Origin of the sequence: Clostridium subterminale (assembly GCF_039521425.1) — a bacterium.
Lineage (GTDB): Bacteria > Bacillota > Clostridia > Clostridiales > Clostridiaceae > Clostridium_J > Clostridium_J subterminale.
The window spans coordinates 778,017-798,812 of the sequence record NZ_BAAACI010000001.1 but is presented as its reverse complement, the minus strand read 5'-3'; the positions used below and the strand labels follow the sequence as shown (position 1 = coordinate 798,812).

Genomic DNA, 20,796 nt, shown 5'->3' with positions numbered 1-20,796 from the left:
TTAACTATTGTTGATATAATTTAAGTATAATAAACAGAGTTCTTTGTTTCAGCGGGAGTATTTACTCCAACTGAAGCTTACTAACAGAATTCTTAGTATCAGTATTTTCGATACTTAGAGTTCGTTGTCCTTTAGGGGAAATCGTTATCCAGGGACGTAGCTGCTCTTTATTCCCATTCTGAAGAAGATTGGAGTATTAGAGCTGTAGTTATCGGATGAACTTTAATAATAGAGATATGGAGGAAGTAGAAATGGATCAGGATTGGATTGAAGTAACTGTACTTACAAGCAGTGAGGCTACAGAAGCCGTAGCTGGTTTTCTTTATAACTGTGATGTAGAAGGAGTTTCCATAGAAGATGTGGCAGATGTGGAATTTAAGAAGAAAAATTTAGGCTTTGCAGATTTCATAAATGAGTCAGTTTTAACTATTGAAGAAGGAGCCATGGTTAAAGGATACTTTAAAGATAGTGAAAACTTTATGAATACACTAAACTACATAAAGGAAAGTGTAGATAAGTTAGGTGAATTTGGTTTTGATAAAGGTGAAGGCATAGTAACTTATCATAAGGTAAATCAAGATGATTGGGCAAACAATTGGAAACAGTACTATAAGCCAACCAAGGTTGGTGAGCAGATTGTAGTAAAGCCTACATGGGAAGATTATGAGGAAAGGGCTGGAGAGGTTGTAGTGGAACTAGACCCAGGAATGGCCTTTGGAACAGGAACTCATGAAACTACAAGAATGTGCATAAAAGCCCTAGAAAAGAAAGTAAAGAAGGATACCACTGTATTTGATATAGGTACTGGTTCTGGAATATTATCTATAGCTGCAGCGAAGTTAGGAGCAAAACATGTAGTGGGAGTAGATTTAGACCCAGTAGCCGTAGAATCTGCAAATAAAAATTTGGAGTTTAATAATGTAAATAACATTGAAATTCTTTATGGAGATTTAATGGAAGTAGTTGAAGGTAAAGCTAATATAGTAGTAGCTAATATCTTAGCTGATATAATCATGCTTTTAAGTGATGGTGTAAGAGCCTTTATAGAAGAGGGCGGATATTTCATAGCTTCTGGTATTTTAAACACTCAAAGAGGTAAAGTAGTTGAGAAGTTAGAAGCTTTAGACTTTAAAATTGAAGAAGTCATGGAAGATGGAGAATGGATTTGTATTATTGCTAAAAAATAAAGTTGTGTGATGGGAGTATATTTAAAATGCATAAGTTTTTTGTAGAAGATAATAGCATAAATGAAAATCTGTGCATCATTGAAGGTGATGATGTTAAGCACATATATAAGGTGCTTAGACTAAAACAAGGGGATAAAGTAAATATCAATAACTGTAAAGGTGTTGAATATATAGGAGAAATTCTAGAGGTAAATAAAAAAGAAGTAAGGGTAAACCTAATTGAAAAGGTAGCTTTAAATAATGAGAGCCCTTTAAAGGTTCAGCTTTTTCAAGGATTACCAAAGGCAGCTAAAATGGATTTAATAGCTCAAAAGTGTACCGAACTAGGAGTGAGTGAAATCACCCCTATAATTACAGAGAGGGTTGTAGTTAAGGGAAATGAGTCCTCAGAATTTAAAAAGGTAGATAGATGGAACAGAATAGCTTTAGAAGCTTGTAAACAAAGTAAAAGAAGCATAATCCCAACTATAAATCAACCTATAGATTTTAATAACTTGATGGAAGATATAAAGAACTTTGATTTAGTTATAGTACCCTATGAAAATCAAGAAAATCAAGGAATAAAATATGTGAAAAGCCAAGTATCAGATAAAAATATAGAAACAGCAGCCATTATAATAGGACCCGAGGGTGGCTTTGAAGAGGAGGAAATTCAGGCCTTAAAGGATACAGGAGCATTTATAGTAACTTTAGGACCTAGAATACTAAGAACAGAGACTGCTGGCTTTGTAGCTCTTAGCTTAATTATGTATGAGCTTGGTGACTTAGGAGGAAATTAAAAATGAAAGTAGCACTATATACATTAGGGTGTAGGGTTAACTCTTATGAATCAGAAGCCATGGCAGAAAAATTCATAAAAGAGGGATATGAAGTTGTAAGTTTTGATGAATTTTCGGATGTATATGTTATAAATACTTGTACAGTAACTAACATGGGAGATAAAAAGTCAAGACAGATGATAGGAAGAGCAAGACGTCATAATCCAGAGGCTATAATAGCAGTAGTTGGATGCTATTCGCAAATAGCTTCTGATGAAATAGCACAAATTGAAGGTGTAGATGTAGTCTTAGGAAGTAGAAATAAGGGAGACATTGTTCACTGGGTAAATAGAGCAAGAGAAGAAAGTAAGCAAGTAATAGAAGTTAAAGATGTACTTAAAGACAATAAATTTGAAGAACTAGCTATCAATGAATACCAAGATAAAACTAGAGCCTTTTTAAAGATACAGGATGGATGCAATAGATTTTGTTCATACTGTCTAATTCCTTTTGCTAGAGGAGGAGTTTGTAGTAAAGAACCTGAGCAAATTTTAAAGGAAGTAAAAGAACTAAGTAAAAATGGGTTTAAAGAAATAATTTTATCTGGAGTTCATACTGCTTCCTATGGAGTAGATTTAGAAGGTGATTGGGATTTAGTTAAAATCCTAGAAGAGATAAATAAAATAGAAGGAATAGAAAGAATTAGAATAGGCTCTATAGATCCAACCTTCTTCACTGAAGGGGTAATAGAGAGAATTTGTAACCTAGAGAAGATGTGTCCACACTTCCATCTATCTCTTCAAAGTGGCTGTGATGTAACTCTTAGAAGAATGAATAGAAAATATACAGCACAGGAATATAAGGATGTAGTAGAAAGTCTTAGAAAACATATGAAGGATGTTTCAATAACTACTGATATAATTGCAGGTTTCCCAGGAGAGTCTAATGGTGAGTTTGAAGCTACTTATGAGTTTTTAAAGGGAATAAAACTAAGTAAAATGCATATCTTTAAGTATAGTAAAAGAACTGGGACTAAGGCAGCAGAGATGCCTTTCCAAGTAGATGGACTTATAAAGGAAGAAAGAAGTAAAAAGTTAATAGAATTAAATAATACCTTAGAAGTAGAATTTATGGAGAAATTCATTGGAAGAGAAATGAGAGTTCTTTATGAGGAAGCTATAAGTGGAAAAGAAAATACTTATGTTGGGTATACAGAGAACTATATAAAAGTAATTACAGAAAGTGAAGAAAACATAGAAGGCAAAATATTGCCTACAAAACTTGTATCTGTAGAAAATGAAAACATGGTAGGAATAATATAATACGATTAAAATATGGATACACTATCGTGGATTTTTAGAGTATAATATAGGGTATAGAAAATCATATTATATATTATGGGAAACTATAAGTATAGGTTTTTACTACTGAGAATGGAGGTGAAAAAATGTCAGATTGTTTATTTTGTAAAATAGCAAAGGGTGAAATTCCTTCTAATAAGGTTTATGAAGATGATAAGATATTAGCATTTCATGACATAAGTCCTGAAGCACCTGTGCATATTCTTATAATCCCAAAGGAGCACATAAGCTGTGTTAATGATATAAATGAAGAAAATAGCAGCATTGTAGCTCATATTTTCGCCAACATACCAGAACTAGTAAAAAAATTGGGAATTGATAAAAGTGGATATAGAGTGGTAACTAACACCTTAGAGCACGGAGGTCAGACTGTACCACATTTACATTTTCATTTATTAGGTGGAAGAAATTTAAAATGGCCACCAGGCTAAAAATATGTAAATAAAACTAATGAAAATCTTGACATAAGTTAATGTGAATTGTATAATTGAAAATGTGCTATTTAGGCCTCGCATTGGCTACTTTTAATTAAAATTAAATTGAGCTAGCGGAGGGAGGGATATAAATGTCAGAGATAAAAGTTGGAGAAAACGAATCATTAGAGAATGCATTAAGAAGATTTAAAAAGAAATGTGCAAGATCAGGTGTGCTTTCAGAAGTTAGAAAGAGAGAACATTACGAAAAACCAAGCGTAAAAAGAAAGAAAAAATCAGAAGCTGCTAGAAAAAGAAAATTTAAGTAGAGTTTGAAAGAAGGTTTATTAATGTCATCCATTAAGGAAACATTACAGGAAGACTGGAAAAATGCTATTAAACAAAAGAATAGGTTTAAAGCAAATGTAATAAGTATGGCTAAAGCTGCTATTTTAATGGTTGAAAAATCAGGGGTAGGAGAAGTAGATGATAATAAAGTCATCGAAATTTTAGCGAAGGAAGTTAAACAAAGAAGAGATTCTATGGTTGAGTTTGACAATGGGAATAGACAAGATTTAGTTGATCAAACAAAAGCTGAAATCGAGATCTTATTACAATACCTTCCTCAGCAGTTAACGGAAGAAGAAATCCGAAAAATTGTTCTGGAGTCAGCCGAAAAACTTGGTACTAGTAGCATTAAAGATATGGGAAAACTTATGGCAGATGTTAGACCTAAGGTAAATGGTCGAGCAGATGGCAAAGTAGTTAGTCAAATAGTAAAAGAATATTTGAATAAATAAAGAACTCAGTTTACTGAGTTCTTTTTATTTTAAGTAATTTATCATGAAAAGAAATCATAAAATTTAAAAGAGAAACTTTGTAAGCAAAAATTATGATTTTGAGGTGATGAATTTGAGTGATAAATTAAAGAAGGTAAAAGAAAAAGTCATATATGGATTAGACTTACCAGTAGATGTAGCCCTTAGTTTACCTAAAATTACTGTGATAGCTAGAAAAGAAGTAACTGTAGAGAATCATAAAGGGATAATAAAATTTAGCGACAATGAATTAGTTATAAATACCTGTCTTGGAGCTTTAAAAATTTTAGGTGAGGATTTTGAAATTATTTTTGTAGGAGGTACCACCATAACTTTGAGCGGATATTTTAAATCTATGGTGTATGAAATCTATGAAGAAGATCAATAATTTTAATAAAAGCTATATAACTGTTCAAGTAGATTCCGTTGAAGGAGAAAAAGTACTTAATTATCTTTGGAACAAAAATGTAAGTGTAAAAAATATAAAAAAAAATAATGCCTTTTCCATAACACTAGAAATTTCAGTGTCAGACTATCTTCATTTAAAAGAAGCCGTTAGAAAAGTAAAGGGAAAAATAAAGATTTTAAATCGTAAAGGGGTAAACTTTTTTTATCTTAAATTAAGTACTAGGAAACTTCTAATTGCAGGTATTGCTGTATTTTTCATTATTCTATATTATTTTAGTGGTTTTGTTTGGAGTGTGGATATAACCACGGATAAATATCTAGCTCCCCTTGAAGTTAGAAACATACTTAAAAGCTATGGTATAATGGTTGGAAGCAAAAAGAATTCAATAGATGTTCTAAAGGCTGAAGAAAACTTAGTTACAGATATAGATGAAATAATGTGGGTTAAAGTTAGAATTGAAGGTTCTAGGCTTACTGTAGACATAGTAGAGAGACAAGAGCCACCAAAGATTAAAGAAAAAGAGTACACAGGAGATTTAGTAGCTAAAAAAAGTGGTGTTATAAATAGAATATATACTAGTGCCGGAACTCCTGTGAAAGCCCTTGGTACAGTAGTGGATAAGGGCGAAATAATTGTAAAAGGACAAGAAGGCAAAGAAGGTATGGAGTTTTCTGTGAAGGCTGAAGGTAGGATATATGCTACTACCTTTTATGAAGAAATTACACAGGTACCCTTATCAACTATATCAAAAAGAAGAACAGGAAATAAGCAGGTACGCTATGGAGTAAATGTAAACAATAATAAAATTTATCTTAAGAAATCATTAAATAACTATACAACTTATGATAAAATAGAAGAAAACTGGGGCATCTTTATAAAAGAGACTTATTATGAAACAGAACAGGTGGAAGAGGATACTAACACCGACACTGTAATAAAGGAACTTGAAAACAAAATTACATTAAATTTGGATAGAGGGGTAAAAATATTAGATATTACTCCAGAAGTTAAAAAGCAAGATAATCAATATGAAATTAGAGTATTAATTACTGTAGAAGAAGACATAGCAGAAAGCCAAGTTGTAGTTACAGATGTAGAAAAGGAAGATGAATCCCCTGAGACTTAAAAAGAGGTGTAAATATGGGATATAAAAAAAGATTATCAAGGATAAGATTTCCAAGAATAAAACCCTATATTACTTTTATAACTACCACATTAATAGTTTATTTAATTTTAAGCACTGTAGTAGTAAGTAAAAAATATAACCTTCAAGTAGGTGAAATAGCTAAATTTGACATTAAAGCGCCAAGGGATGTAGAAGATAAAGTAGCGACTCAAAAGAATATTGAAGAAGAGTTAAAGCATATACAAGAAACCTATACCTATGATGCGAATATAAGAAAGGTTGCTATAGATAACATAAATAAACTTTTTGAAGTAGTTAAAAAAATAAATTCTGAAAATCCTCCTTATAATCCTTCCAGTGAAGATGATAATGAAAAAATTAAGTCGGAACAGGAAAAAATTGATGGGGTAAAGCTTAAAAAGTTAAAAGAGGAAGGTCCTATAAAAAATCTTTCTAGTGAAAACTATGGAATACTTTTGTCCTTAAATGATACTCAACTAAATAGTCTCAACGAAGATATAATAAAGTGCATGAATAATTTGTATGATACAACTCCGATATATGAAAATAAACCGCAGGATATAGTTGCGGCACAGGGGTATATAACTTCTGTATTCAATAATTTGAGTTATTCTAAGGATGTTAAGGATTTAGCCATGGCCATAGGTTATTCTCAAACTAAGGCTACCTATTTTATAGATCATGAAAAAACAGAAGAGGCAAGACGAAATGTAACTAAAAATGTAACACCTGTAACCTATAAAAAGGATCAAACTATAATAGCAGAAGGTCAACCTATTACTGAATCTCAAATAGAACTTTTAAATGACCTAGGCCTTCTAGATAATGATAAATCTACAGGTATTTATATGAATATAGTTTTACTCCTTGTTGTAGCAGGAGTACTAGGATTGCAATGGAGATATATACAGGAAAAACGTAGGGATATATATGAAGACAATAGCAAAGTTATACTGATAAACCTACTGACAGTATTGACTGTAGTGTTAGCTAGGGTAGCTATTCTCATATCCCCTTATGTTATTCCATTTGCCTGTATTTCAATTTTATTATCTGTACTAATTGATAGTAAAACCTCTGTAACCATAGGAATATTAAACGTAATATTTATATCCTTTATTGTTAAATTTTCAATAGATTTAACTCTTATTGCTATGCTTAATGCAGTAATAGTTCCAATGGTATTAAAAAGGGTTCAGCAAAGAAATGACATATTGTATTCTTCCTTACTAATTGGAGCTATAAATGTAGTATTTACTGGTACCATGGGATATTTCTTAAGTACTAATATGACCAGTATAATTAATAAGGCTATACTTGCAGGTGTATCTGCCATTGTTTCAGGAATATTAGCCATAGGAATATTACCACTATTAGAAAATATATTTGACGTAATCACTAACATAAAACTTCTAGAGTTAGCTAACCCTAATCATCCTTTAATGAGAAGGTTACTTTTAGAAGCACCAGGCACTTACCATCACTGTGTGTTAGTTGCAAATCTGGCAGAGATGGCTGCAGAAAGTGTGGGAGCAAATCCAATACTAGCTAGAGTGGCAGCCTATTATCATGATGTTGGAAAGCTAGAAAGACCTTATTATTTTAAAGAAAATCAAATAGGTATAGCAAATCCTCATGATGACATGTCACCAGCTTTAAGTTCTGCTATAATATTATCCCATGTGGAAGATGGGGTTAAATTAGCAGAAAAATATAACTTACCTGAAGTCATAACTGATGTTGTAAGAGAGCATCACGGAGATTCCCTTGCTAAGTATTTTTATATCACTATGAGAAATAAAAGTGAGAATCCAGAGGCGGTAAATGAAGCAGATTATAGATATGGTGGACCACCACCAAGAACAAAGGAATCTACTATTATAATGTTAGCAGATGGAGTAGAAGCGTCTGTTAGGTCCATTAATAAGCCTAATAAAAAGAAAATAGAAGATATGGTAAATAATATAATCAAAGGTAGAATTGATGAAAATCAATTTGTTAACTCTGACTTAACCTTTAAAGACTTAGAGAAAATAAGAGAGAGTTTCCTAAAGGTTCTATCTGGAATTTACCATGAAAGAATAGAATATCCTAAAGAGAAGCTTAATTTAGCTAAAGAAAACAAAGAAAAAGCCATTGAGGATAAAGAGGTGGCATCCTCTAGTGAAGAACAACTCGGCTTAAAAGAGCCAGAACCAGTAATACAAATGAAGGAAGCTGAAAAAGAAAAGCAGATATCGGATAAATAGGAGATATATTATGATTTATATGGACGATAGACAAAGTCTTATTTACGTTGAAAAGGACTTAGAAGAAAATATTAAAGAAATTATAGATTATGCTTTAAAAGAGGAGCAGGTACTAATTCCTTACGAAGTAAGTCTAATTTATGTGGACAATGAAATAATAAGAGAAATAAATGCAGATACAAGAGGGATAGATAGGGCTACAGACGTACTATCTTTTCCAATGTTGGATTATGAAGATAAAAAGGTATTCAAAGAGTGTTACTTAAATCATAAATTTTCAATTGTTGATTTAAATGAAGGAAATTTAGTCCTTGGAGACATAGTATTATCCTTAGAGAGAGCACAGGAGCAGAGTGAAGAGTTTGGACACTCATTTATAAGAGAGGTGTGCTACCTAGTAACTCATTCCATTCTTCATTTATTAGGATATGATCATATGGAAGACGAAGATAAGGTAATAATGAGAGCTAGAGAAGAAGAAATTCTTAGTAAGTTTAACATTGAGAGATAATATAAGTATATATGGTTGTATTAGGGTTAATTAAGGTGGGATTATTTATGAAGGTAAAGAAGCTAATAGATAGTTTTAACTATGCTATAGAGGGAATAATTTATTCAATACGAACTCAAAGAAACATGAGAATCCACATGATAATAGCTATGTTAGTGCTAACAACTTGTTTTTTCTTCGATATGACAAAGATGGAGCTTTTAGTACTTGCCATTACAATAACCATGGTTATCGTTGCAGAGATGATCAACACAGCAGTGGAGTGCGCTATAGATGCCACCACCAACTTTTATCATCCCTTAGCAAAGATAGCAAAAAATGTAGCGGCAGGTGCAGTATTAATCACTGCCATTAATGCAGTTTTAGTAGCATATATAATTTTTGGTGATAAGGTTCTACCTTTTTCTATAATTATTCTTTTAAAAATTAAAAATTCAGACCCTCACATGATATTTTTATTACTAGTTATAGTGAGCATTGCTACAGTAGTAGTAAAAGCTATATATGATGAAGGTACACCTTTAAGAGGTGGAATGCCAAGTGGTCACAGTTCCATAGCCTTTGCTGTGGCAACTACCATAACATTATTAACCACAGAGCCACTAATAATGATATTGGCATTTTTATTAGCCTTCATAGTAGCGCAAAGCAGAGTTGACTCCAACGTACACTCAATCTTAGAAGTAGTCCTAGGAGGAGCCTTTGGATCCTTACTAACCTTGCTTCTATATCAGCTTATTGGATAAACAGAATTCGTTGTCCTTTAGGGAAATCGTATCCAGGGTCGTAGCCGCTCTTTACTCCCACTTTGAAGAAGATGGGAGTATTAGAGTGGGTAGTCATCGGATAAATACTAGTAAATAAAAAAGCTTATAAAAATTAATGTGATAAAATTCATATTCTATGGTAAACTAATATAACTAAAGAAATGTGTGATTATTTTAAACCATGGATAGATTTGAATAATTAGGTTGGAGGAAGATGAAATGGATATAAAAGAATTAGTTAAACGTGCAATAGATGCTAGAGAAAAAGCTTATGTACCATATTCTAAGTTTAAAGTTGGAGCAGCTATAGAAATGGAAGATGGAAGTGTGTTTACAGGATGTAATATAGAAAATGCTTCCTATGGAGCTACTAACTGTGCTGAAAGAACAGCTATATTTAAGGCTGTATCTGAAGGACATTCTATAATGAAAAAAATTGCTATAGTAGGAGATATGTCAACATATACAGCACCATGTGGAATATGTAGACAGGTTATTGCTGAGTTCGCAGCTAAAGATATAGAAATAGTATTAATTAAAAATCAAGATGAGTATATAGTGAAAACTTTGGAAGAAATATTACCAGGAGCTTTTACTAAAGAGGACTTACTTAAATAAGGAGAGAAATATGTTTAAATCAGGATTTATAACTATAATAGGAAGACCAAATGTTGGAAAATCAACTCTGTTAAATCATTTAATGGGAGAAAAATTATCCATAGTATCAAGTAGACCACAAACTACAAGAAACAATATACAAACCATATTAACAAGAGACAACTTTCAAATAGTATTTGTAGACACTCCAGGTATGCATAAGCCTAAGCATAAATTAGGTGAGTACATGGTGAAGATAGCTAAAGATTCCATGCAGGATGTGGATGTGGTGCTATTTTTAACAACTCCTGAAGGGGAAATAAACAAGTCAGATCTTCATGTCTTAGAACAATTAAAGCAGTGTAATACTTCAGTATTTTTAGTAGTAAATAAAATAGATGAAAACCCTGCTGATAGAGTAGCTAAAACTCTAGAAGAATACGCTAAAGTTTTTGATTTTAAAGAAATAATACCAATTTCAGCTATTAACGGAAAGAACGCTGATAAATTATTAAAATTAGTAGTTGATGAGTTGCCAGAGGGACCAATGTATTACCCAGAAGATATGATAACAGATCAACAAGAAAGATTTATAGTCATGGAAACAATAAGAGAAAAGGCCCTAAGACTTCTATCTCAAGAAGTACCTCATGGTATTGCTGTAGAGATTTTAACAATGAAGAAAAATGAAAATGGAAGTTATCTTATAGAGGCAAATATGCTATGTGAGAAGAACTCCCATAAGGGTATAATAATTGGTAAGAATGGAGCTATGATGAAGAAGATATCTACCTATGCAAGGCAAGATATTGAAAAATTCTTAGGCTGTAAAGTAAACCTAAAGATTTGGGTTAAGGTTAAATCTGAGTGGAGAGATAGTGCATTTGTATTGAAGGAACTTGGTTATAAGTAGAATTGCAGGTGTTATTTATTGAGTACTATCAAGACTAGAGGGATAGTTTTAAAAACCCAAGATTATAAAGAAAATGATAAATTACTATGGATATTTACAGAGGAATTTGGAAAGGTATCTGTCATTGCAAAGGGAGCTAGAAAAAGTAAAAATAAGAATTTTTCAAATACCTTACCCTTTTGCTTTGGTGATTATGTATTATATAAAGGAAGAACTTTATACAACTTAAATGAAGGTAGAATTATAGATTCCTTTCAGGATGTATTAAATGATTATGACACCTTAATATATGGTTCTTATTTTAACGAACTCATAGATATTGCCATAGAAGAAGGGGAGAGTCATCCCATATTTATAGATTTAATGAAATGCTTTTACCTTATGAGAAATAAGGCTATAGACTTAGACCTTCTGGCAAGAGCCTTTGAAGTTAAGGTTCTAAAGGCTACAGGCTATGGTATATCTTTAGAAAACTGTGCCATATGTGGAAACAAAATAAATACCACAGACTATATTTCTTTTCAATTCTATGGAGGAATTTGTAGCCAATGTGAAAAGCAATATGGTACAAAAGTATCTGCTGCCACATATAATGGATTAAAGTTCCTAAGTAAAGTGGAGTTGGAGAAGGTAGGAAGACTTAATTTAGATATAAATACAAAGGAGGAAATAGGAAAAATCCTAGAAAACTTTATAAGTCTAAATTATAGAAAAAAACCTAATAGTCTATCCTTACTTAAGAAATTTTAGTATATAAATAATATAATATACTTAAATGGTGAATATTGAGGAGGAAATATTTATGGATGAAGCTACATTAAAAAAGATAAATATATTAAAAGAAAGAGCTAATCTATCTGAAGAAGAAGCAGAAGAGCTATTAGAAAGATTCAATGGGGACTTAATAGAAGCATTAATTCACTGTGAAAGAGAAAAACAAAAGGGAAATAAAAATTTTAATGAAAAAATTACTCAAAGTGAATTTGTAGCCTATATCAAAGGGCTGATAAAGGCTGGCAATGTTTCTAGGATCATCATTAGAAAGGATGATTCTATCCTAGTGAATATTCCTGTAAATGCAGGAATTGTAGTGGGCTTAGCATTATTATTGCAACCAGTTTTATTAGTTTTAGGAGCTGCTACTGCAGTATTTATTGATTTAGAAATAGATATAATTAAAGAAGATGGAACTGTAGAAGTAGTAAATAAAGTTGTAAAGAGCACTATGGAAACAACTGCAAAAAAAGCTACAGAAGTAACCCATGAGCTAAAAGAAATCTTTCTTGAAACCTCAGGAAAGATTAAAGAAAAATTTTCTAAAACAAAAAAATAACATAAATAATTAATTTGCATTATAAATTTTATATATTTGGATATAAATTAAAGATGAGTATATGCTCATCTTTTTTTATTTAAAATAAAAATAAAATAAGAATTAACTAAATATTTTAAAAATGTTTAGAGAAAGTTGCAAATTAAATAAATCTTTTATACAATATAATAGAAAATTACTTAAAAATAGCACTTACTCACCCCAATGTGTGATATAATTAAAACTATAGAATTTGGAGTGAATAATAAAATTTTGAAAGGTGGCGAATTGTCATTAAACTCTCGCTTAGACAGGAACAAATAATAGAATTAGTTAAAGAAAATGAACCAATAACCAGTGAAGCTATCGCAAAAGAGTTAGGGCTTACGCGATCCGCCATAAGACCAGATTTATCTATATTAACTATGACCGGTATACTTCAAGCAAGGCCTAAAGTAGGATATGTGTGTGTTAAAAATTCAAATAAGGGACCTAAAAACAGTGAAATTAGAAATATAAAGGTTAAGGATGTAATGACTGAACCTATTTTAGTAAAGGAAGACACACCTGTTTATGAGGCCATTCTAACACTTTTTTTAAATGACACAGGGACTTTATTCATTGAAAATGAAGGAATATTATTAGGAGCTGTATCTAGAAAGGACTTTATAAAGATGGCTATGGGAACAGCTGATATGCATAGAGTACCCGTTGGAATTATCATGACTAGAATGCCTAATATAGTTAGTGTATCAGAGGAAGATTCAGCCTTTGATGCAGCAAAAAAAATAATTGAGCATCAGGTAGATTCCTTACCTGTTGTAAGACAAGAACTTTTAAGGGGAAAAGAAGTTTCGAAAATTGTAGGTAAAATATCCAAGACAACAATTTCTATGATATTTGTAAAACTGGGTGAAAATGAATAACTTTATTCATTTGACTATATAACTATAATTTAAGAGTTAAGGGGTTGTATAACATGGAAAAGAAAAAATATGTGTACCTTTTTAATGAAGGCAACGGAGGCATGAAAGATTTACTAGGCGGAAAGGGTGCAAACCTTGCAGAAATGACAAGCATAGGAATTCCGGTGCCACAAGGCTTCACAGTGACAACTGAAGCTTGTAATAAATACTATGATGATGGAAAGAAAATTGCTGAGGAAATCGTTGAAGAAATTCATGAAAAAATGTCTGAACTTGAAAAACTTACAGGTAAAAAATTTGGAAGTTTAGAGAATCCATTATTAGTTTCAGTAAGATCAGGTGCTAGAGCATCTATGCCTGGAATGATGGATACTATCCTTAATCTAGGATTAAACGATGAGACTGTTGAAGTAATGGCTAATAAGACAAACAATCCTAGATTTGCCTATGATTCATACAGAAGATTTATTCAAATGTTTGCTGATGTAGTTATGGAAGTAGAAAAGAGAAACTTTGAAGATATCATGGATGAAATGAAGGCTGCTAGAGGTGTAAAACTTGATACAGAATTAAATGCTGAAGACTTAAAAGAATTAGTAGTTAAGTTTAAAGCTTACTACAAAGAAGCTAAAGGCGAAGAATTCCCAAGCGATCCTACAGAGCAATTAATAGCTTCCATCACTGCTGTATTTAGATCTTGGAACAATCCTAGAGCTATAGTATACAGAAGAATGAACGATATTCCAGGTAGTTGGGGAACTGCTGTAAATGTTCAAGAGATGGTATTTGGTAATAAAGGAAACACTTCTGGTACAGGGGTTGCATTCTCAAGAAACCCATCTACTGGGGAAAAGAAAATATTTGCTGAATACTTAATGAATGCTCAAGGAGAAGACGTTGTTGCTGGTATCAGAACACCTCAACAAATCGAGCAATTAGAAAAAGAAAATGCAGAAGTGTACAAACAGTTCATGGATATTGTTAACACTTTAGAAAACCATTACAGAGATATGCAGGACATGGAGTTCACTATAGAAGAAGGAAAGCTTTACTTCCTACAAACAAGAAATGGTAAGAGAACAGCTCAATCTGCTCTTAAAATAGCAGTTGACCTTGTAGAAGAAGGAATGCTTACTAAAGAAGAAGCAATTCTTAAAGTTGAACCTAAACAATTAGATACATTATTACACCCTGCCTTTGATTCAGCATCACTTAAGGCTGCAACAGTTATAGCTAAAGGACTTCCAGCATCTCCTGGTGCTGCTTGTGGTAAGGTTTACTTCACTGCAGAAGAAGCAAAAGCTGCTCATGAAAAAGGTGAAAAGGTAGTTCTAGTTAGACTTGAAACTTCACCAGAAGATATTGAAGGTATGATTGCTTCTGAAGGTATATTAACAGTAAGAGGTGGAATGACTTCTCACGCAGCTGTTGTTGCTAGAGGAATGGGAACTTGCTGTGTTGCTGGTTGTGGAGAGTTAATAGTAAATGAAGGAAATAAAACCTTTGCAGTAGGTGGAGTTACTTATAAAGAAGGAGACTACATTTCAATAGATGGAAGTACAGGAAATGTATATGCAGGACAAATTAAAACTGTGGATCCTGAAATAAGTGGATATTTTGGAACATTTATGGCATGGGCTGATGAAATAAGAAGCCTAAAAGTAAGAACTAATGCTGATAATCCAAGAGATACTGCTCAAGCAGTAAAATTCGGAGCAGAAGGAATAGGACTTTGTAGAACAGAGCACATGTTCTTTGAAGGCGATAGAATCATGGCTATAAGACAAATGATTGTCGCTAAGGATGAAGCTACAAGAAGAGCAGCTCTAGAAAAATTATTACCAATGCAAAAGGGTGACTTTATAGGAATCTATGAGGAGCTACAAGATAGACCAGCTACTATAAGATTCTTAGATCCACCACTACACGAGTTCCTTCCTCATGAAGATGATGAAATAGTAGAATTAGCTAAAGATCTTGGAATTACCTTTGAGGATCTAAAAAATACTGTTGAATCATTACATGAGTTCAACCCAATGATGGGCCACAGAGGTTGTAGACTTGCTGTTTCTTACCCAGAAATAGCTGAAATGCAAACAAGAGCAGTAATAGAAGCTGCTATAGATGTTAAAACTAGAAAAGGTTATGATATAGTACCTGAAATCATGATACCATTAGTTGGAGAAGTAAAAGAGCTTAAGTATGTTAAAAATATAGTTACAGAAACAGCTGATAAAATCATAAAAGAATCAGGAATAGATATGAAGTACATGGTAGGAACAATGATAGAAATTCCAAGAGCTGCTTTAACTGCTGATGAAATAGCTAAAGAAGCTGAGTTCTTCTCTTTTGGAACTAATGACTTAACTCAAATGACCTTTGGATTCTCAAGAGATGACGCTGGGAACTTCTTGAAGCACTACTATGACAAGAGCATATACGAATCTGATCCATTTGCAAGATTAGACCAAGTGGGAGTTGGAAAACTTGTTAAGATGGCTGCAGACCTAGGAAAATCTGCTAGACCAGACATCAAACTTGGAATATGTGGAGAGCACGGTGGAGATCCATCTTCCGTTGAATTTTGCCATGAAGTAGGATTAAACTATGTATCTTGTTCACCATTCAGAGTTCCAGTAGCAAGACTTGCAGCTGCTCAAGCTGAAGTTAAAAATCCAAGAAAAAAATGCTGCTGTGGATGTAAATAAGTAGTAATAATTAATAAAAAATATTTAATAAAATGGGCTGTTTCAAAGAAACAGCCCATTTTTAATCTTTATGAATTTTAGTATTAAATTTATTTTCAATATAATCCATCAGTTTATAACTGAAATCAATATGTATGTCATTGTGACATACAGCTTTGTTTAGAAGATTAATAAAAGCTTTTTTATTACATTTAGATATATTTTTATAGTAATCTCTAGATAGCTTCCAATATTTTTGAGGAAAAGCTAAGTAGGCAAGAATATATTTATAATCATCTAAAGTTAATGGATGATTGCTCTCATATTCCTGTAAAAAGTTTATGGCTAAATCTCCATTCCAGCAAGTGTTTTCTCTTCTCAAAAGTCTCCTTAAGCAATAGGATATATCAAAGGCTGAGTAGTCATATCTACATTTATCAAAATCTATAACAAAAATTTTATCATTGTTTACGATAAGATTTTTACTTACATAATCGTTATGACATATGGAAATAGACAAGTTATCATAGTCTATGGTATTAGCAACATTAGTTGATAAATTTGCTAGGCACATGCTATTAGTAAAGCTAACCCTATATATTTTAGAAAAATAATCTTTATACTTCAATGCTAGATTTTCATTTTTTACCAGTTGAAGGGTATGTTTATTTAAAGATTCTGTAAGATTATTTAAACCTTCTTTATGTTTACTACCTAAAATAGGAGAAAATCCTAAAGAAATTTCATGAATTTGTCCCAAATTTCTACTTGCCATGTTTAGATTATTTATATCATCAAAATCACATTTGTCTCCTTGAATCCAATCTGTGAGAATAAATAACATATCATTATACTTTACATATCTTCCATGATTAGTAGTAGATAGTATTCTAGGCACATTTATATTGTTACGATATAGCCATTCTATGGCTGAGTAAATAAAAAGAAGCTCATCTACATCATAATATACTTTTTTTAAGCAATACTCATTGGAATCGCTTTCTATTTTATAAACAGCTCTTTGCTTATCTGTATCTTTAAACTTCACCTGATATATGCTACTGTTATTAGATAAATTATAATAAGGCAAAACATTTTTTTTAATATTATTTGGCGATAGTAAATTTGAGCTAGAACTATCTACTATTGCATTACTCATTGAACTTCTCCCCTTTAAAATACTATAAGATAATATTAAATATCTCTACTATAATTATGTTTATGTGTTATTGGTGTCAAATATATCAATTTTTGAAAAAATTGAAAAAAATTTATGGTTACTTAAAGGAATATTCATGGATAATACAGAAACAATATACATACATAATATAGTGATTAAATTTAATATTTAAAATATATAGAATATTTAAAGGTTATAGAAATAGAAACATGATTTATGATATAATGTTAAAGTTTTGATAAGCTAATGTAAAAGACCTAAGATTAACCTTAAGTATTTATTAAGAAATAAGGTAGGTGCAATCATGAATATTAGAGAAAAGATAGAAAAGTGTGAAGAGTATAGTATAATACCACAGGGCTCGAAATCTAGAAACTCTATGGGTAGGGATAGAAAAGAAGAACTAGATGAAGTTAGAACTGCTTATATGATTGACAGAGATAGAATTATACATTGCAAATCCTTCAGAAGACTAAAGAGAAAGACTCAAGTGTACATAAAAACCTGGAGTGACCACTATAGAACTAGGTTGACTCATACCCTAGAAGTAGCACAAATTGCTAGAACTATAGGTAGGGGGATAGGGTTAAATGAAGATTTAATAGAAGCCATAGCACTAGGTCATGATATTGGACATGTTGCCTTTGCTCACAGTGGAGAAGAGGTACTCAATGAATTACTTAGCAATGGTTTTAGCCATAACCAAAATAGTGTTAGGGTATTAACTTATATAGAAAATAATGGAAAGGGACTAAATTTATCAAAGGAGGTATTAGACGGTATATTGTATCATAGTGGTTTTTCTGATAGGAGTAGTAGGGCTTTTACATTAGAGGGGCAAGTAGTAAAGTACAGTGATAAAATTGCTTATGTGAATCACGATATTGATGATTCATTAAGAGCAGGAATTTTATATATGGAGGATATACCAAAGGATATACTTGAAGTTTTAGGGAATACTCATGGAGAGAGAGTAGATACCCTAGTTAAAGATTGTATTTATAGAACAACAAATAATATAAATTGCAATGATATTCAGGTATCCTTATCTAAAGATATAGATTATAGTTTTAAAAAGCTTAGGGATTTTATGTTTAAAGAAGTATATAATGGAGAGTTTCTAAAAGAAGAAAGAGATAAAGCTAGGTTTATTCTTATTCAATTATATAAATACTTTTATTTTCATGAAGAAAAACTACCTGAATTTTACAAGTCCATTGCCAAAGAAGAGGGACTTAATCAAGGTGTTGCTGATTACATAGCAGGAATGAGTGATGAATATTGTATAAATCTATTTAAGGAGATATATATACCTAGTTAAAGATATTTAGTTAAAGTAATAAACTTTATTTAACCATTTATTTAGATAATTATACGAATAAAATGATTCTTTGTGAAGGAAAACTATATCTTATACAGAATATATAATGCATAGAGTACAATTATATTACAAAAAACTTTTTTAAAAAAAGGATTTAAGAAATATATGTCGAATTATAAGACCTAGGAATTTATCTGAGTTTTATAATAAACAGAGTTCTTAGCTTCTTTGAAGCTTAGAAATCGTTATCCAGGGACGTAGCCGCTCTTTGCACCCACTTTGAAGAAGATGGGAGTATTAGAGCGGGTAGTCATCGGATAAACGTGTATTTAAATTTTAAAAAGCAAGTTAAGTTAAAAATGAGATAAGTTCTTTTAAACTTAAGGTATAACATACTTAGTAGGTTTCTTTAAGTTTAAGATCACTTGAGAGTGAGGTGAGTTGAGAATGTTTTCTGAAGAATTAATACAAAAAATAAAAGAAGAAAATGATATAGTGGATATCGTTTCAGAGGTAGTAACCTTAAGAAAGACAGGAAAAAATTATTTAGGAAGATGTCCATTTCACAGTGAAAAAACACCTTCATTTACTGTATCAAGTGAAAAACAAATATATAAATGCTTTGGATGTGGAGAGGCTGGTAATGTAATAAGTTTTGTTATGAAAACCAGGAATATGGCTTTCCCAGACGCAGTAAAATTTCTTGGAGAAAAGGTAGGCATTGTAGTAGATGATACAAATTCACCAGGTAAAAGTTCAGCAGCTAATGAAAAATATCAACGAATGTATGATATAAACATACAAGCTGGGAGGTATTATTATACTAATTTAAAAAGATATAAGGCTCCTTATGAATACCTAAAAGGAAGAGGTATAACAGATGAGACTATTAAAAAGTTTGGTATTGGCTTTGCACTAGACAATTGGCAGGGAATACGTTCCTATTTAAAACAAAGAGGATTTAGTGAAGAAGAAATATTAGAACTTGGACTTACTACAAAAAATGAAAAGGGAAATATATACGATAGATTTAGAAATAGAATTATATTTCCTGTATTCAACGTCAGTGGCAGGGTAATAGGCTTTGGTGGAAGGGTTTTAGATGATTCTAAACCCAAATATTTAAACTCTCCCGAAACCCCAATATTTCATAAAGGAACAAATCTTTATGGATTAAATTTAGCAATAAAGAATAATTCGGCTAGAACAGTTATCATGGTTGAAGGTTATATGGATGTAATCTCTCTTTTTCAACAAGGAGTAACGAATGTAGTTGCAACGCTAGGAACTGCATTAACTGAAGGCCAATGTAAATTATTAAAGAGATATATTGATACTGTCATAGTATCCTTTGATTCAGATGCAGCAGGTCAAAATGCTACTATAAGAGGATTAGAAATACTACAAAAATCTGGATTTAACCTTAAAATTCTTAGAATTCCCAAAGGTAAAGACCCCGATGAATTTATTAGAGCCTATGGTAAAGAAAAATTTCTAAATCTAGTAGATGGAGCTCTACCTCTTATTGATTTCAAGCTAAAGATGGCAGAAAAGGGAATTGACTTTTCTAAGAAAGAAATGGTGATTAAATATCTAAAAGAAGTAGTTATAGTGCTAAAAGACCTTGATCCACTAGAAAAAGCTGTATATATTAAGCAGGTTTCAGAGAAAAGTGGTATAGGTGAAGAAGCTATAATGGAGTCTGTAGACAAAAATCATAAGAAATATATACAAAATGATAAAAATCATAATATAAATAGGGAATTTGGGCAAAAATTATATCTAGAGCCCGGATTTGTTAGGGCGGAAAGAACTGTATTAAGCCTTGCACTTCATAAAAGACTAAGTGATAAAATATTTAGTAGTATAAGTGAAGATGAGCTTATTTTAAAAGCACATAAAGTAATTTATAAAATTATTAAAGAAAACAATATGTGCTCTAAGGAAGAATTAATTAAGGTTATTGAACTGCAAACTATGCAGGATAGTGAGTTCACAAGAGAATGGATAAAAATTCAAGAATGTAAAATTGATATAGATGAGGTATCCATAGACAAAATGATAAGTGACTGTGTGAATAAGATAAAAAAATACAAGTTAGAGGAGTCAAAAAGGAAGATTATGGATAAAATTAGAAGGTGTGAATCTGAAGGGTTAGTTGAAGAATCTTTAACGCTAGCTAGAGAGCTAATGGATATACAGAAGGAAATGGTAAAACTATAGATGAGAGGAGGTAATGG

General features: G+C 31.7%; 20 protein-coding genes. 19 read left to right on the top strand and 1 reads right to left on the bottom strand.

Annotated features, from left to right (window positions below):
- The first annotated feature begins 251 nt into the window (after positions 1 to 251).
- The 17 genes from prmA (at position 252) to ppdK (ending at position 16,076) form a co-directional block, all read left to right on the top strand.
- Positions 252 to 1,187 (top strand): 50S ribosomal protein L11 methyltransferase, encoded by a 936-nt coding sequence (gene prmA, locus ABDZ93_RS04080; protein ID WP_343824525.1) that lies wholly within the window; start codon positions 252 to 254, stop codon positions 1,185 to 1,187.
- Between the two features lie 26 nt (positions 1,188 to 1,213).
- The gene (locus ABDZ93_RS04075; protein WP_343823885.1) at positions 1,214 to 1,966 is read left to right on the top strand and encodes a 16S rRNA (uracil(1498)-N(3))-methyltransferase; all 753 of its coding nucleotides are present in this window, start codon (positions 1,214 to 1,216) and stop codon (positions 1,964 to 1,966) included.
- A 2-nt stretch (positions 1,967 to 1,968) separates the two neighbouring features.
- Entirely contained in the window at positions 1,969 to 3,267 is a 1,299-nt protein-coding gene (gene mtaB / locus ABDZ93_RS04070; RefSeq protein WP_343823883.1) for a tRNA (N(6)-L-threonylcarbamoyladenosine(37)-C(2))-methylthiotransferase MtaB, read from the top strand.
- 125 nt (positions 3,268 to 3,392) lie between these two features.
- The gene (locus tag ABDZ93_RS04065) at positions 3,393 to 3,737 is read left to right on the top strand and encodes a histidine triad nucleotide-binding protein (protein ID WP_343823881.1); all 345 of its coding nucleotides are present in this window, start codon (positions 3,393 to 3,395) and stop codon (positions 3,735 to 3,737) included.
- Positions 3,738 to 3,871: 134 nt separating this feature from the next.
- Positions 3,872 to 4,048, top strand: coding sequence for a 30S ribosomal protein S21 (rpsU, locus tag ABDZ93_RS04060; protein WP_035128888.1), 177 nt, complete (start codon positions 3,872 to 3,874; stop codon positions 4,046 to 4,048).
- A 21-nt stretch (positions 4,049 to 4,069) separates the two neighbouring features.
- Positions 4,070 to 4,519: a GatB/YqeY domain-containing protein gene (locus ABDZ93_RS04055; protein WP_343823877.1), complete on the top strand. Its 450-nt coding sequence runs from the start codon at positions 4,070 to 4,072 to the stop codon at positions 4,517 to 4,519.
- A 112-nt stretch (positions 4,520 to 4,631) separates the two neighbouring features.
- Positions 4,632 to 4,925 carry a sporulation protein YqfC gene (gene yqfC / locus ABDZ93_RS04050; protein ID WP_343823875.1) on the top strand — a complete coding sequence of 98 codons (294 nt, stop codon included), beginning with the start codon at positions 4,632 to 4,634 and terminating at the stop codon, positions 4,923 to 4,925.
- Positions 4,909 to 6,072 (top strand): sporulation protein YqfD, encoded by a 1,164-nt coding sequence (gene yqfD, locus ABDZ93_RS04045; protein ID WP_343823874.1) that lies wholly within the window; start codon positions 4,909 to 4,911, stop codon positions 6,070 to 6,072. The genes yqfC and yqfD overlap by 17 nt, the downstream gene beginning before the upstream one ends.
- Positions 6,073 to 6,086: 14 nt before the next feature.
- Positions 6,087 to 8,342 carry an HD family phosphohydrolase gene (locus ABDZ93_RS04040; protein WP_343823872.1) on the top strand — a complete coding sequence of 752 codons (2,256 nt, stop codon included), beginning with the start codon at positions 6,087 to 6,089 and terminating at the stop codon, positions 8,340 to 8,342.
- A 10-nt stretch (positions 8,343 to 8,352) separates the two neighbouring features.
- Entirely contained in the window at positions 8,353 to 8,853 is a 501-nt protein-coding gene (ybeY, locus tag ABDZ93_RS04035; protein WP_343823870.1) for an rRNA maturation RNase YbeY, read from the top strand.
- A 47-nt stretch (positions 8,854 to 8,900) separates the two neighbouring features.
- The gene (locus tag ABDZ93_RS04030; protein ID WP_343823868.1) at positions 8,901 to 9,599 is read left to right on the top strand and encodes a diacylglycerol kinase; all 699 of its coding nucleotides are present in this window, start codon (positions 8,901 to 8,903) and stop codon (positions 9,597 to 9,599) included.
- Between the two features lie 240 nt (positions 9,600 to 9,839).
- Complete coding sequence (locus ABDZ93_RS04025) at positions 9,840 to 10,238, top strand: cytidine deaminase (protein ID WP_343823866.1); 399 nt, start codon at positions 9,840 to 9,842, stop codon at positions 10,236 to 10,238.
- 10 nt (positions 10,239 to 10,248) lie between these two features.
- Positions 10,249 to 11,130: a GTPase Era gene (era, locus tag ABDZ93_RS04020; protein ID WP_343823864.1), complete on the top strand. Its 882-nt coding sequence runs from the start codon at positions 10,249 to 10,251 to the stop codon at positions 11,128 to 11,130.
- Between the two features lie 18 nt (positions 11,131 to 11,148).
- The gene (gene recO, locus ABDZ93_RS04015; protein ID WP_343823862.1) at positions 11,149 to 11,880 is read left to right on the top strand and encodes a DNA repair protein RecO; all 732 of its coding nucleotides are present in this window, start codon (positions 11,149 to 11,151) and stop codon (positions 11,878 to 11,880) included.
- A gap of 52 nt (positions 11,881 to 11,932) precedes the next feature.
- A complete protein-coding gene (locus tag ABDZ93_RS04010; protein ID WP_343823860.1) occupies positions 11,933 to 12,463 on the top strand; it encodes a DUF4342 domain-containing protein in 531 nt (176 codons plus the stop codon).
- Positions 12,464 to 12,735: 272 nt separating this feature from the next.
- Positions 12,736 to 13,368: a transcriptional regulator CcpN gene (gene ccpN / locus ABDZ93_RS04005; protein WP_343824523.1), complete on the top strand. Its 633-nt coding sequence runs from the start codon at positions 12,736 to 12,738 to the stop codon at positions 13,366 to 13,368.
- 53 nt (positions 13,369 to 13,421) lie between these two features.
- Entirely contained in the window at positions 13,422 to 16,076 is a 2,655-nt protein-coding gene (gene ppdK, locus ABDZ93_RS04000; protein ID WP_343823858.1) for a pyruvate, phosphate dikinase, read from the top strand.
- Positions 16,077 to 16,137: 61 nt separating this feature from the next.
- On the opposite strand, the gene ABDZ93_RS03995 is transcribed toward ppdK, so the two are convergent.
- Entirely contained in the window at positions 16,138 to 17,214 is a 1,077-nt protein-coding gene (locus tag ABDZ93_RS03995) for a CotS family spore coat protein (protein ID WP_343823856.1), read from the bottom strand.
- 325 nt (positions 17,215 to 17,539) lie between these two features.
- Between ABDZ93_RS03995 and ABDZ93_RS03990 the strand changes: the two genes are divergently transcribed.
- Together ABDZ93_RS03990 and dnaG are read left to right on the top strand one after the other, a co-directional pair.
- The gene (locus ABDZ93_RS03990) at positions 17,540 to 18,556 is read left to right on the top strand and encodes a deoxyguanosinetriphosphate triphosphohydrolase (RefSeq protein WP_343823854.1); all 1,017 of its coding nucleotides are present in this window, start codon (positions 17,540 to 17,542) and stop codon (positions 18,554 to 18,556) included.
- A gap of 447 nt (positions 18,557 to 19,003) precedes the next feature.
- A complete protein-coding gene (gene dnaG, locus ABDZ93_RS03985) occupies positions 19,004 to 20,779 on the top strand; it encodes a DNA primase (protein WP_343823852.1) in 1,776 nt (591 codons plus the stop codon).
- The last annotated feature ends 17 nt before the right edge of the window (positions 20,780 to 20,796 follow it).